The sequence below is a fragment of the Thalassobaculum sp. genome (assembly GCF_965223715.1).
Classification (GTDB): Bacteria; Pseudomonadota; Alphaproteobacteria; order Thalassobaculales; family Thalassobaculaceae; genus Thalassobaculum.
Window position 1 is genome coordinate 1,049,065 of record NZ_OZ245012.1, and the last position, 13,118, is coordinate 1,062,182.

Annotated in this window: 12 protein-coding genes; 6 read left to right on the forward strand and 6 right to left on the reverse strand. The window is 66.8% G+C overall.

Annotated elements, in window-relative coordinates; all coding sequences use genetic code 11:
* Positions 1 to 7: 7 nt before the first annotated feature.
* From ACOQOP_RS04850 to choV, 5 genes are all read left to right on the forward strand, one after another.
* Positions 8 to 1,024, forward strand: a complete 1,017-nt coding sequence (locus ACOQOP_RS04850; protein WP_420565193.1) for a branched-chain amino acid ABC transporter permease — start codon at positions 8 to 10, stop codon at positions 1,022 to 1,024.
* Positions 1,024 to 2,325 carry an NAD(P)/FAD-dependent oxidoreductase gene (locus ACOQOP_RS04855; protein WP_420565194.1) on the forward strand — a complete coding sequence of 434 codons (1,302 nt, stop codon included), beginning with the start codon at positions 1,024 to 1,026 and terminating at the stop codon, positions 2,323 to 2,325. Before ACOQOP_RS04850 ends, ACOQOP_RS04855 begins: the two co-directional genes overlap by 1 nt.
* A gap of 129 nt (positions 2,326 to 2,454) precedes the next feature.
* On the forward strand, positions 2,455 to 3,381 hold the full coding sequence (locus ACOQOP_RS04860) for a choline ABC transporter substrate-binding protein (RefSeq protein ID WP_420565195.1): 927 nt from the start codon (positions 2,455 to 2,457) through the stop codon (positions 3,379 to 3,381).
* A 63-nt stretch (positions 3,382 to 3,444) separates the two neighbouring features.
* Positions 3,445 to 4,278 (forward strand): choline ABC transporter permease subunit, encoded by an 834-nt coding sequence (choW, locus tag ACOQOP_RS04865; protein ID WP_420565196.1) that lies wholly within the window; start codon positions 3,445 to 3,447, stop codon positions 4,276 to 4,278.
* A gap of 8 nt (positions 4,279 to 4,286) precedes the next feature.
* A complete protein-coding gene (gene choV, locus ACOQOP_RS04870; RefSeq protein WP_420565197.1) occupies positions 4,287 to 5,324 on the forward strand; it encodes a choline ABC transporter ATP-binding protein in 1,038 nt (345 codons plus the stop codon).
* Positions 5,325 to 5,645: 321 nt separating this feature from the next.
* Here choV and ACOQOP_RS04875 read toward each other — a convergent pair whose 3' ends face one another.
* The 6 genes from ACOQOP_RS04875 to urtA form a co-directional block, all read right to left on the reverse strand.
* Entirely contained in the window at positions 5,646 to 6,038 is a 393-nt protein-coding gene (locus tag ACOQOP_RS04875) for a YkvA family protein (RefSeq protein ID WP_420565198.1), read from the reverse strand.
* 280 nt (positions 6,039 to 6,318) lie between these two features.
* Complete coding sequence (urtE, locus tag ACOQOP_RS04880) at positions 6,319 to 7,017, reverse strand: urea ABC transporter ATP-binding subunit UrtE (RefSeq protein ID WP_420565199.1); 699 nt, start codon at positions 7,015 to 7,017, stop codon at positions 6,319 to 6,321.
* A gap of 10 nt (positions 7,018 to 7,027) precedes the next feature.
* Entirely contained in the window at positions 7,028 to 7,789 is a 762-nt protein-coding gene (gene urtD / locus ACOQOP_RS04885) for an urea ABC transporter ATP-binding protein UrtD (RefSeq protein WP_420565200.1), read from the reverse strand.
* A complete protein-coding gene (urtC, locus tag ACOQOP_RS04890) occupies positions 7,786 to 8,925 on the reverse strand; it encodes an urea ABC transporter permease subunit UrtC (protein WP_420565201.1) in 1,140 nt (379 codons plus the stop codon). The genes urtD and urtC overlap by 4 nt, the downstream gene beginning before the upstream one ends.
* Positions 8,925 to 10,604: an urea ABC transporter permease subunit UrtB gene (urtB, locus tag ACOQOP_RS04895; RefSeq protein WP_420565202.1), complete on the reverse strand. Its 1,680-nt coding sequence runs from the start codon at positions 10,602 to 10,604 to the stop codon at positions 8,925 to 8,927. The genes urtC and urtB overlap by 1 nt, the downstream gene beginning before the upstream one ends.
* Before the next feature lie 92 nt (positions 10,605 to 10,696).
* A complete protein-coding gene (urtA, locus tag ACOQOP_RS04900) occupies positions 10,697 to 11,986 on the reverse strand; it encodes an urea ABC transporter substrate-binding protein (protein ID WP_420565203.1) in 1,290 nt (429 codons plus the stop codon).
* A 393-nt stretch (positions 11,987 to 12,379) separates the two neighbouring features.
* Between urtA and ACOQOP_RS04905 the strand changes: the two genes are divergently transcribed.
* On the forward strand, positions 12,380 to 13,072 hold the full coding sequence (locus ACOQOP_RS04905; protein WP_420565204.1) for an HAD family hydrolase: 693 nt from the start codon (positions 12,380 to 12,382) through the stop codon (positions 13,070 to 13,072).
* The last annotated feature ends 46 nt before the right edge of the window (positions 13,073 to 13,118 follow it).

The window sequence follows — 13,118 nt, forward strand, 5'->3', positions numbered from 1 at the left end:
GGCGCAGATGAACCTTCCGATGATCATCAAGGCGGTCGGCTTCCTCGCCATTCTCGCCCTGCCGATGCTGGGCTTCAGCGACTACGTCCTGCATATCGCCATCTCGGTCCTGCTCTGGGGCTATATCTATACCGGCTGGTCGGTGATGGGCCGGTTCGGGCTGGTGTCGCTCGGCCACGGCGCCTTCATGGGCATCGGCGCCTATGTGGTCACCATGCTGTGGAACCATGCCGGCATCACGCCCTGGATCGGCATCCCGGTCGCCGTGGTGGTCTCCATGGCGGTCGGCTTCATGATCGGCTTTCCGTGCTTCCGCTTCCGCATCACCGGCCACTACTTCGCCCTGGTGACCCTGGCCCTGTCCGAGGTGGTGCGCCTGCTGATCGTGGCCCTGCGCGAATATACCGGCGGGTCGCTCGGCGTGACCCCGGAGAACGTGATCTCGGCCGACAACCCGGTGTCCTTCGTCGCCATGCAGTTCTCCGACAAGGTGACCTGGTTCTACATCATCGTCGCGGTCTGGGTGGTCGGCCTGCTGATCTGGCGGGCGGTGGACCGGTCGATGATCCGCTACGCCATGGAGGCGGTGAGCCAGGAGGAGGATGCCGCCGCGTCGCTGGGCGTGCACGTCACCCGCACCAAGCTGATCGTCACCATGATCTCCGCCGGCATGACGGCGGTCGGCGGGGCGATCTACGGCCAGTACCAGCTCTACATCAACCCGGAGACCACTTCCGGCATCGCCATCTCGCTGCAGATCGTCTTCGCGGCCATCGCCGGCGGCATGTTCGTCCAGCTCGGCCCCACGGTCGGAGCGGTTATCACGTTGCTCCTGACGGAAGGGCTGCGCCAGACTGTGGGCCATGACGTCCACGGCCTGGACGTCATGATCTACGGGGCGATGCTGGTGCTGTTCATCATCTACATGCCGCGCGGGGTGCTCGGCCGGGTGATCGAGATGTTCGACCGGCGGACCGACGGCGGCGGCCCGACCGCACAACCGAGGCCGCAGCCGGGGGAATAGTGTCGGAATCCGCATCGAAGAGCCTGCCCGCCCACGCCCCGTCCCTGTGGGCGGCGACCGCCCCGCCACCGCCGCCGACCTCGGACCTGCGGGAATCCCTGAAGGCCGACGTCGTCATCGTCGGCGGCGGCGTGACCGGCCTGTCCACCGCCCTGCACCTGGCCGAGCGCGGCATCTCGGCGGTGGTGCTGGAGGCGGCCCGGGCCGGATTCGGCGGCTCCGGGCGCAACAGCGGCCATATCATCCCGGCCCTGGGTGCGGGCGATCCCGACGCCCTGGTGGCAAAGTTCGGCCCGGATGCGGGGGAGCGGATGGTCGCCTTCCTGCGGGACAGTGCGGCCCTGACCTTCGACCTGATCCGCAAACACGGGATCGACTGCGACGCCGTGCAGAACGGCTGGGCCCAGCCGGCGCATCGGGCCTCGCGGCTCAAGCTCCTGGAGCGGCGCTACGAAGAATGGACCCGGCGCCAGGCTCGGGCTGAACTCCTCGATGCCGGCCAGATCGCAGAGAAGCTCGGCACCGACGTCTATTACGGCGCCCTGTTCATGCACACGGGCGGCCACGTGAACCCGCTGGCCCTGGCCCAGGGGCTGGCCAAGGCGGCGATGGAACAGGGGGCCAAGGTGTTCACCGGCTCCCCGGCCCTGACCGTCACCCGCGAGGGAACGCAGTGGCGGGTAACCACGCCCAAGGGGCAGGTGACCGCCGACCGGCTGGTGGTCGCCACCAACGCCTATACCGGCGCGCTGATCCCGGCGCTGGCCAGGACCCTGGTGCGGATCATCAACTACCAGGTCTCCACCCATCCGATGCCGGCCGACATCGCCGCCAGCGTCATCCCGAGCGACGTGTCCTCCTCGGACACCCGCGCCGACCTGTATCCGTTCCGCAAGGACCGGGCTGGACGGCTGGTTACCGGCGCCACTCTGGCCCTGCCGCTGAACATGGATTCCCGCATCCGCCCCTGGATCGCCGAGCGCATCGGCAATGCCTTCCCGCAGGTGCAGGACCGGCGGCTGGAATATGTCTGGAACGGCCGCATCGCCATGACCCCGAACCGGCTGCCCCGGGTGCATGCGATCGGCCCAGGCGCGATCAGCCCGATCGCCTATAACGGCCGCGGCATGGCGATCGGCGTGGCCATGGGCAAGGAGCTGGCCGACTGGGCCCAGGGCAAGCCGGACGATGCGCTCGGCCTGCCGAAGATGGAGGTCGAGCCGATGCCCTTCGTCAGCGCGCTCGGCCGTCTCGCCCAGGCCGCCCTGGTGCGCTACCGGCAGTTGGATGCGCGCGACTGATCCCTCCGGCTGAACCGCCGTTCAGCCGCTCCGGTTGACCTCTACCCGATCTGTGCTGTGATAGGTGCACGGCCGTCCGCAACCGGCGGGCGATCAAAGCCATCAAATGGAAACGGGGGAGTTTTCTTCATGAAAACCAGAACCGCCGCGCTTGCCCTGGCGCTGAGCCTCACTGCCGGCACCGCCTATGCGAGCTGCGATACCGTCACCTTCTCGGATGTCGGCTGGACCGACATCACCGCCACAACGGCGGCCACCACAGAGGTCCTTGAGGCGCTGGGCTACGAGACGGACATCAAGGTCCTGTCCGTGCCGGTTACCTACACCTCCATGGCCCAGGGCGATATCGACGTGTTCCTCGGCAACTGGATGCCGACCATGGAAGGCGACATCGCGCCGTATCGCGAGAAGGGCACCGTCGACACGGTGCGCGAGAACCTGGAAGGGGCCAAATACACCCTGGCCACCAACGCCGCCGGCGCCAAGCTCGGCATCAAGAGTTTTGCGGATATCGCCAAGCACGCCGACGCCCTGGACGAGACGATCTATGGCATCGAGCCGGGCAATGACGGCAACCGCCTGATCCTCGACATGATCGAGAAGGACGCCTTCGGCCTGAAGGGTTTCAGCGTCAAGGAAAGCTCCGAGCAGGGCATGCTGGCCCAGGTGAAGCGGGCCGACCAGCGCGGCGAGCCGGTGGTCTTCCTCGGCTGGGAGCCGCACCCGATGAACGCCAATTTCGACCTCACCTACCTGACCGGCGGCGACGATTATTTCGGCCCGGATCTGGGCGGGGCGACCGTCTACACCAACACCCGCGCAGGCTATGTGGACGAGTGCAAGAATGTCGGCGCGCTGCTGAAGAACCTGAAGTTCTCGCTCGCCATGGAGAACGAGATCATGGGCGCGATCCTGGACGAGGGCATGGCGCCGGATGCGGCCGCCACTGCCTGGATGAAGGCCAACCCGGACGTGGTCATGGGCTGGCTCGACGGGGTCACCACCAAGGATGGCGGCGACGCCAAGGCCGCCGTGAAGTCGGCGCTCGGCCTCTGAGCGACACCGGGCATTGGGGAGGGGCGTCGCGCCCCTCCCACTTCTTAACGGGCGGGGGATGCCATGGAGTGGTTGACCGAGACCAAGATCCCGGTCGGCCGGACGGCCGGTGAGCTGTTCGACTGGCTGCAGACCAACGGCGGCTGGTTCTTCTGGACCCTGTCCGATGCGCTGGAATGGCTCATCGACGTCATCCTGGCGGTGCTGCAGGGACCGCATCCGCTGGTGATCATCGCGGTTTTCGCCGGGCTGACCTACGCCCTGCAGCGCAATTGGAAGACCACCGCCTTCATCGTCCTGGGCTTCCTGTTCATCCTGAACCAGGGCTATTGGGAGGAGACGACGGAGTCCCTGACCCTGGTGCTGTCGGCCTGCGTTGTCTGCATGGGCATCGGGGTGCCGATCGGCATCGCGGTCGCCCACCGCCCCAGGCTTTACCGGGTGCTGCGGCCGGTGCTCGACCTGATGCAGACCCTGCCGACCTTCGTCTACCTGATCCCGGCCATCGTGTTCTTCGGCATCGGCATGGTGCCGGGGCTGATCGCCACGGTGATCTTCGTCGTCCCCGCGCCGATCCGGCTGACACATCTGGGTGTGTCTTCCACCCCGACCCACCTCCTGGAGGCGGCGGAGGCGTTCGGCGCCACGCCGTCGCAGAAGCTGTGGAAGGTGGAACTGCCCTATGCCTTTCCGCAGATCATGGCCGGGCTGAACCAGACCATCATGCTGTCCCTGTCCATGGTGGTGATCGCCGCCCTGGTGGGCGCCGACGGGCTCGGCGTGCCGGTGGTCCGCGCGCTGAACCAGGTGAACACCGCGCTCGGCTTCGAGAGCGGGTTCATCATCGTCGTGGTCGCCATCATGCTCGACCGCATGCTGCGGGTGACCAAGGAGTGAGCAGGGACATGAGCACCGCGGTCGAGTTCCGCAACGTCTCCATCGTCTTCGGCGACACGCCGCAGACGGCGCTGCCGCTGATGGACGCGGGACAATCACGCGGCGAGATCCAGGCCGAGACTGGGCAGGTGCTAGGCGTGCACGACTGCTCGCTCAGCGTCGGCGAGGGCGAGATCCTGGTGCTGATGGGCCTCTCAGGGTCCGGCAAGTCGACCCTGCTGCGGGCGGTGAACGCGCTCAACCCGGTGACGCGCGGCTGCGTGATGGTCAATGACGGCGCGGACATGGTGAACATCTCCGAGGCCGATCCGGCCACCCTGCGCCGGCTGCGGCAGAACCGGGTGGCGATGGTGTTCCAGCAGTTCGGCCTGCTGCCCTGGCGCAGCGTGGCGGAGAATGTCGGCCTCGGCCTGGAACTGGCCGGCATGGGGGCCAAGGAGCGTTCGGAGCAGGTGGCCGAGCAGCTGGCACTCGTCGGGCTGTCCGACTGGGCCGACCGCAAGGTGGGCGAGCTGTCCGGCGGCATGCAGCAGCGGGTCGGGCTGGCCCGCGCATTCGCGACCAAGGCGCCGATCCTGCTGATGGACGAGCCGTTCTCCGCCCTCGACCCGCTGATCCGCACCCACCTGCAGAACGAGCTGCTCGACCTGCAGAAGAGCCTGAAGCGCACCATCATCTTCGTCAGCCACGATCTGGACGAGGCGTTCAAGCTGGGCGACCGGATCGCGATCATGGAAGGCGGACGGATCGTCCAATGCGGAACGCCGCGGGAAATTTACTCCAATCCCTCAAACGATTATGTGGCTGAGTTCGTGCATAACATGAATCCCCTCGGCGTGCTGACGGCGGGAGATGTGATGGTGCCGGTGTCAGGCACGGTCTCCGAGGTGACGGTCGAGCGCGGGGCCGAGATCGAGGACGTCATGGAATGCATCCTGCGCGACCCCAACCCGGTGGTGGTCCGCGACGGAGCGGAGACGGTCGGCATGGTGACCCGGGACTCGCTGCTCGAGCGCCTTGTGTCGCTGGGCGAGGGGAAGGGGTAGTTCACCCGATTCCACCTAACAACACTCCCCGGACCCGTTCCGGGGCCCACGGTCAGGCGAGGCGCGATCCCGATGATGGTCCCCAGGTGACTGTGCGAGCTAAAAAGTGGATCCCGGACCAAGTCCGGGAAGTATTTTCGATAAGGGTCCCAGGACTTCCGCCTACGTCTTCCCGGCCTCGCGCCGGGATCCAGACAGACGCGTGTTGGAATGCTGCAGGAAAATCGTCGGCGCTCCAGCGCGTTGCATTCTCGGTCCCGGCGCAATCCCGGCTCCAGTCCGGGACGGGAAGACGCAGAGGAGAGTGTGAGGCGGCCAGCCTCATCCAGGCTGGGTCGGCATCAGGGCGCCGTACATCGCCCAGGCGGCCAGCAGCGTCAGGCCGATCCAGATCAGCACGACCACCACGGCCGCGGTCACGCTGGTCGGCCGTTCTGCCAGCGCTTCGGCCTCTACCCGGCACTCTTCCATGACCTCGGCCGGGATCATCCGCAGCACGAGCCACAGCCCGAGCGGCACGATCACGATGTCGTCGAGATAGCCCAGCACCGGGATGAAATCCGGGATCAGGTCGATCGGCGAGAGGGCGTAGGCCACCACCACGGCGGCGAGCGCCTTGGCGTACCAGGGCGTGCGCGGGTCGCGGGCGGCGAGATAGAGCGCCACGGCATCGCGCTTCACGCTCCGGACCCAGAGCTTGAGACGGTCGAGCATTGCCGGGAGGGTAACGAGATCGTGGCAGCGTGGCAAAGCCGCCTGGCGCCACCGACAGTGGAGGCGTGGATCCCGGAACAGGTCCGGGAAGTGCTCTTGAGTAGCAGTGGTTCCCTGTAACCTCTACCCGGTCTTCCCGGCCTCGCGCCGGGACCGAGGGCGACGCTCGCCGGAGCGGTGCGGATCTACCGTCGATGCTCCAGCACGCGGACGGCCGGGTCCCGGCGCAGGGCCGGGAAGACGACAGAAAGGTTTGGGGAGCGTTGGCCCGCCGCGCCCCTCACGTCAGCCCCATCAGCCGGTCGATCTCGCCGGAATCCGGGCCGTCGGGGCGGCCGTGGAAAACGACGCGGCCGCGGCTCATGACCAGCACCGTGTCGGCCAGGGCCTTGGCGAAGTCCAGATACTGCTCCACCAGCAGGATCGCCATCTCGCCACGGTCCCGCAGGATCTCGATGGCCCGGCCGATATCCTTGATGATGGAGGGCTGGATACCCTCGGTCGGCTCGTCGAGGATCAGCAGCTTGGGCCTGGTCACCAGGGCGCGGGCGATGGCGAGTTGCTGCTGCTGGCCGCCGGACAGGTCGCCGCCGCGCCGGTCCAGCATCGACTTCAGCACCGGGAACAGCTCGAAGATCTCGTCGGGCACCTTGCGCTCGCTCGACGGCAGGCAGGCGTATCCCGTTTGCAGGTTCTCCTTCACCGTCAGCAGCGGGAAGATCTCGCGGCCCTGGGGCACATAGGCGATGCCGGAGCGGGCGCGCTCGAAGGAGGGCAGGGCGGTGAGGTCGGTGGCGTCCCAGGCCAGGGTGCCGCCGCTGACCGGGTGGTGGCCGACGATGCCGCGCAGCAGGCTGGTCTTGCCCACCCCGTTGCGGCCCAGCACGCAGGTCACCTTGCCGATCTCCGCCTGCAGGTCGATGCCCCAGAGGATCTGGGCGGCGCCGTAATGCAGGGTGAGGTCCTTGATCGTCAGCATGTCGATTTCCTCACCGGCCGAGATAGACGTCGATGACGCGCTCGTCGGCGCTCACATGGTCGAGAGAGCCCTCCGCCAGGACAGAGCCTTCGTGCAGCACGGTGACCATCACGCCCAGGTCCTGCACGAAGCTCATGTCGTGCTCGACCACCACGACGGAGTGGTCGCGGGCGATCTCCTTGAGCAGGGTGGCGGTCTGCACCGTCTCCGCGTCGGTCATGCCGGCCACCGGCTCGTCCACCAGCAGCAGCGACGGATCCTGGGCCAACAGCATGCCGATCTCCAGCCATTGCTTCTGGCCGTGGCTCAGGTCGGCGGCCATCATTGAGGCGCGGTCGGCGAGGCGGATGGTGTCGAGCACCCGGTCGATCTTGTCGGCCTCCTCCTCGGTGGCGCGGGCGAACAAAGTGTCGAAGACGGTCCGCTTGCCGGCCAGCGCCAGCACGATGTTGTCGCGCACGGTGTGGCTCTCGAACACGGTCGGGCGCTGGAACTTGCGGCCGATGCCGAGCTGCGCGATGTCGGCCTCGTCGAGTTTGGTGAGGTCGTGCTGGCCGGCGAACAGGGCGGTGCCGACATCGGGCCGGGTCTTGCCGGTGATGACGTCCATCATTGTGGTCTTGCCCGCACCATTCGGTCCGATGATGGCCCGCATCTCGCCGGGCTCGACCACGAAGGACAGGTTGTTCAGCGCCTTGAACCCGTCGAACGAGACGCTGATGCCGTCGAGATAGAGGACGGTGCGGGTCAGTTCCTTGTGCAGCGTGTTCATGCCCGCTCCTCAACCTCGCGGCCCGTCTCGGTCGCCGGTTCGGGCGGCGGCCGGCGCCGGCGCCACTGGGAGATCAAGCCGAGGATGCCCTTCGGCATGAACAGGGTGACCACGACGAACAGCCCGCCCAGCGCGAACAGCCAGATCTCCGGCAACGCCCCGGTGAAGTAGCTCTTGGCCAGGTTGACGCCGACGCCGCCGATCACCGCGCCGACCAGGGTGCCGCGGCCGCCGACGGCGACCCAGATCACCGCCTCGATCGAGTTGGCCGGGGCGAACTCACCCGGGTTGATGATGCCGACCTGGGGCACGTAGAGGGCGCCGGCCACCCCGGCCATCATGGCCGAGACGGTGAAGACGAACAGCTTGTAGTGCTCCACCCGGTAGCCGATGAAGCGGGTGCGGCTCTCGGCGTCGCGCACGGCGACCAGCACCTTGCCGAGCCGCGACAGCACGATCGCCCGACATAGAAGGAACATGATCGTCAGGGCGGCGATCGACAGCAGGTAGAGGCCGATGCGGGTGCTGTCGGCCTGCAGGTCGAAGCCGAGCACGTCCTTGAAGTCGGTCAGGCCGTTATTGCCGCCGAACCCCATCTCGTTGCGGAAGAAGGCGAGCATCAGGGCGAAGGTCATGGCCTGGGTGATGATCGAGAGGTAGACGCCGGTCACCCGCGAGCGGAAGGCGAGGAAGCCGAAGACGAAGGCCAGCAGGCCCGGCACCAGCACCACCATCAGCATGGCGAACCAGAACATGTCGAAGCCGTACCAGAACCACGGCAGCGCCTCCCAGTTCAGGAACACCATGAAGTCCGGCAGAACAGGGTTGCCGTAGACGCCGCGCGGCCCGATCTCGCGCATCAGATGCATGCCCATGGCGTAGCCGCCCAGCGCGAAGAAGGCGCCGTGGCCCAGCGACAGGATCCCGCAATAGCCCCAGACCAGATCGATCGACAGGGCCAGGATGGCGAAGCAGAGATACTTGCCGAACACCACCACCGAGGCGGTGGAGACATGGAACGGCGAGCCCTGGGGGATGAACTGGTTGGCGACGGGCACGTAGACCGCCGCCGCCAGCAGGCAGAGCAGCAGGATGATGCCCGAGGCGCCGGTCAGGCGCAGGAAGCGGCCGGTCATCATGATTCCACCGCCCGGCCCTTGAGCGCGAACAACCCGCGCGGGCGCTTCTGAATGAACAGGATGATGAACACCAGCACCAGGATCTTGCCGAGCACCGCGCCGGCATAGGGCTCCAGGAACTTGTTCAGCACGCCGAGGGACAGCGCCCCCACCAGGGTGCCCCACAGATTGCCGACCCCGCCGAACACCACCACCAGGAAGCTGTCGATGATGTAGGACTGGCCGAGGTTCGGGCTGACGTTGTCGATCTGCGACAGGGCCACGCCGGCCACCCCGGCGATGCCGGAGCCGAGGCCGAAGGTCAGCGCGTCGGTCCAGTTGGTGCGGATGCCCATGGAGCTGGCCATGCGCCGGTTCTGGGTCACGGCGCGCATCTGCAGCCCGAACGAGGTGTGGCGCAGCACCAGGACCAGGATGGCGAAGACCGCCAGGGCGAAGACGATGATCCAGACCCGCCCGTAGGTGAGGGTCAGGCCGCCCAGCTCAAAGGCGCCGCTCATCCAGCTCGGCGCGCCGACCTCCTGGTTGGTGGGGCCGAAGATGCTGCGCACCACCTGCTGCAGGATCAGCGACAGGCCCCAGGTGGCCAGCAGGGTCTCCAGCGGCCGGCCGTAGAGGAAGCGGATGATCCCGCGCTCGATCGCGATGCCGACCGCACCGGCGGTGGCGAAGGCCAGCGGCAGGGCGATCAGCAGCGAGACGTCGAACAGGTAGGGCGCGTGGTTACGGATCAGCTCCTGCACCACGAAGGTCACATAGGCGCCGATCATGACCATCTCGCCATGGGCCATGTTGATGACCCCCATGACGCCGAAGGTGATGGCGAGGCCGATGGCCGCCAGCAGCAGGACCGAGCCGAGCGACAGGCCGTACCAGACGTTCTGCGCGGCCGACCACAGGGCGAGATCCCCCTCCACCTTGCGGACCGCGTCGGCGATGGCGGAGCCGAGCGCCTGGCTGGCGCCGTTGGAGGCGGCCAGCAGGATGGCGCGGGTGTCCTGGCTGCTCCTGGCGGCAATGGTGTTCACCGCCTCGATCTTGACCTCGTCGGAGGCGTCGCTGTTCAGGATGGCGGCGGCACGGGCCCGTTCCATGACGGCGCGCACGCTGTCGTTCTGTTCCGCCGCGATGGCTTCGGTCAGGGGCTCGACCGCTTCAGGATCGCCGCTCTTCAGCACGGACTGGGCGGCGGCGATGCGGACGGCTGGGTCGGGGCTGCGCAGGGTGAGGGTGCCGATGGCGGCACGCACGGCCCGCCGCAGGCTGTTGTTGACCCGGATCTTGGTGACCTCGCGCCGGCCGGCCTCGCCCGCACTCTCCCCGGTCAGCGGGTCGACCAGCAGGTAGCCCGCACCGCCGCGGGTGGCGATGAACACCGCGTTGTCGGACGGGCGGAAGTGCAGGTCACCGTTCCCGAGAGCCTCCAGGAGAGGGGCGACCGACGCGTCGCCGGTGGCGGCCAGGGCCTGGACCACCCGCTCGGTCTCGTCGAAATCGGCGCCGGCGAGGCGGGACACCAGGTCGGGAATGGAGGAACCGGATTGGGCCGGACTGGATTGGGCCGGACTGGATTGGGCCGGACTGGATTGGGCTTGTGCTGGCCCGCCGAGGGCGGCGGTCGCCAGGACAAGCACAAGCGCGATCCGCTGCAGGATCAGGAGGAGAGGACGGGCCATCTCGCGGGGCACTCGCTCGGCTGCTTCGGACGGGAACCGGGGAGGAGCCCCGCCGCCCAGACGGCGGGGCTCCGGGTGTCACGCGGACGGGGTCAGTTGGCCTGGCCGCCGCACTTGCCGGTGGCGGTGTTGAAGTTGCCGCAGCTCATCGGCTTGCGCCAATCGGCGATCAGGTCCTTCGAGTCCGGCAGGTAGTCGGACCAGGCATCGCCGACCACCAGGCCCGGGGTCTCGAAGACGGTCTCGAACTGTCCGTCGGCCTGGATCTCGCCGATCAGCACCGGCTTGGTGATGTGGTGGTTCGGCATCATCGCCGAGTAGCCGCCGGTCAGGTTCGGCACGGCGACGCCGATGATGCTGTCGATGACGGCATCCGGGTCGGTGGTGCCGGCCTTCTCGACCGCCTTAACCCACATGTTGAAGCCGATGTAATGGGCTTCCATCGGGTCGTTGGTCACCCGCTTGGTGTCGCCGATGAACTTGTGCCAGGCGGCGATGAACTCGTCGTTCTCCGGGGTCGGCGCGGACATGAAGTAGTTCCACGCGGCCAGGTGACCGACCAGCGGACCGGTGTCGATACCGGCCAGTTCCTCTTCGCCGACGGAGAAGGCCACGACCGGGATGTCCTCGGCCTTGATGCCCTGGTTCGCCAGCTCCTTGTAGAACGGCACGTTGGCATCGCCGTTGATCGTCGACACCACGGCGGTCTTCTTGCCGGCCGACCCGAACGCCTTGATCTCGGCGACGATGGTCTGCCAGTCGGAATGGCCGAACGGCGTGTAGTTGATCATGATGTCCTCGGCGGCCACGCCCTTGTCGAGCAGGTAGGTCTCGAGGATCTTATTGGTCGTGCGCGGATACACGTAGTCAGTACCGGCCAGCACCCAGCGCTCCACGCCTTCGGTCTGGGCCAGGTAGTCGACGGCCGGGATGGCCTGCTGGTTCGGCGCGGCACCGGTGTAGAAGACGTTGCGCTGGCTCTCCTCGCCCTCGTACTGGACCGGGTAGAACAGGATGTTGTTCAGCTCTTCGAACACCGGCAGCACGGACTTGCGCGACACCGAGGTCCAGCAGCCGAACACGGCGGCGACCTTGGAGCCGGTGATCAGCTCGCGGGCCTTCTCCGCGAACAGCGGCCAGTCAGAGGCCGGGTCCACCACGACCGCCTCCAGCTGCTTGCCCAGCAGGCCGCCCTTGGCGTTCTGTTGCTCGATCAGCATCAGCATGGCGTCCTTCAGCGTGGTCTCGCTGATCGCCATGGTGCCGGAAAGCGAGTGCAGAATGCCGACCTTGATCGTTTCCTGAGCCTGGACGGCCGTCGACATCAGCAGCCCCGCTGCAAGGCCGATCGCCGATCTCCTCAACATCTTCGTCATTTTCATGGATGAAGCCCCTCTGTGGGCGGGCGGACGCCCGCGACAACGGGGAACAAGCGCAAGAGGTGTGCCACCGTGCCGGGAATATCAATCTTAATAAAAAATGAGATATTTCATAGGCTTTGGGCCAATCGCCCTACCGTTGGTGCAGCAATATTTGCTGGATATTTTTGCAATGCACAAATCTCTGCCTAAAATTGGGGCAATCAGTGGCCTCACCGGCTTCCCGGCCCCGCGACGGGATCTAGAGGTCTGCGTGCTGGAGCGTCGATCGTAGATTGGCTGCGTTCCGGCAAGCGTCGCCCTCGATCCCGGCACAGGGCCGGGAAGAGGGTGAAGAAGGGTGGTGGGTGTCGCAAACCCGCTTTCTCCGGCGGGGATTTCCGGCTACACGGGGCGATGACCTTTCCCAGAGAGATCCGCGCCGTCGTGTTCGACATGGACGGCCTGCTGGTCGATACCGAGACCGGTTTTCGCGACGTCTTCTTCGCCGTGGCCGCGGAGCGCGGGCACGACGTGCCGATGTGGCTGTTCCAGCAGCTCATCGGCGTTCCGAACGTCTCGGCGCTCGATGCCCTGCGCGCCCATTACGGCCCCGAGTTCGACGCCCAGAGCATGTTCGACGCATGCTGGGTCCGGTTCCATGAGAACCTCGATGTCGGAACGATCCTTAAGGCCGGTGTGATCGAGCTGCTCGATCACCTCGACGCGCTGCGCATTCCCCGGGCGATCGCCACCTCCTCGCCGCGCGAGGCGGTGACCCGCTATCTTGGGCCCGGCGGCATGGAGAACCGGTTCCACGCCATCGTGACCAAGGGCGATTACGACCGCCCGAAGCCGGCCCCCGATCCCTTCCTGACCGCGGCCGCCCGGCTCGGTATCGATCCGACGGACTGCCTGGCGCTGGAGGACTCCCACAATGGGGTCCGTGCCGCCCATGCGGCCGGGATGATGACCGTCATGGTGCCCGACCTGCTCGACCCGACTGAGGAGATGCACGACAAATGCCTCCATGTGGCCGAGACCCTGCATCACGTGCTCGACCTGATGCGCGCTGGACCCGCCGGACGGTATCCGACGACGATTGGATAAAAATTTAGATAAACTATTGTAGTTAAAGCGGATTTACTCTTTCTTT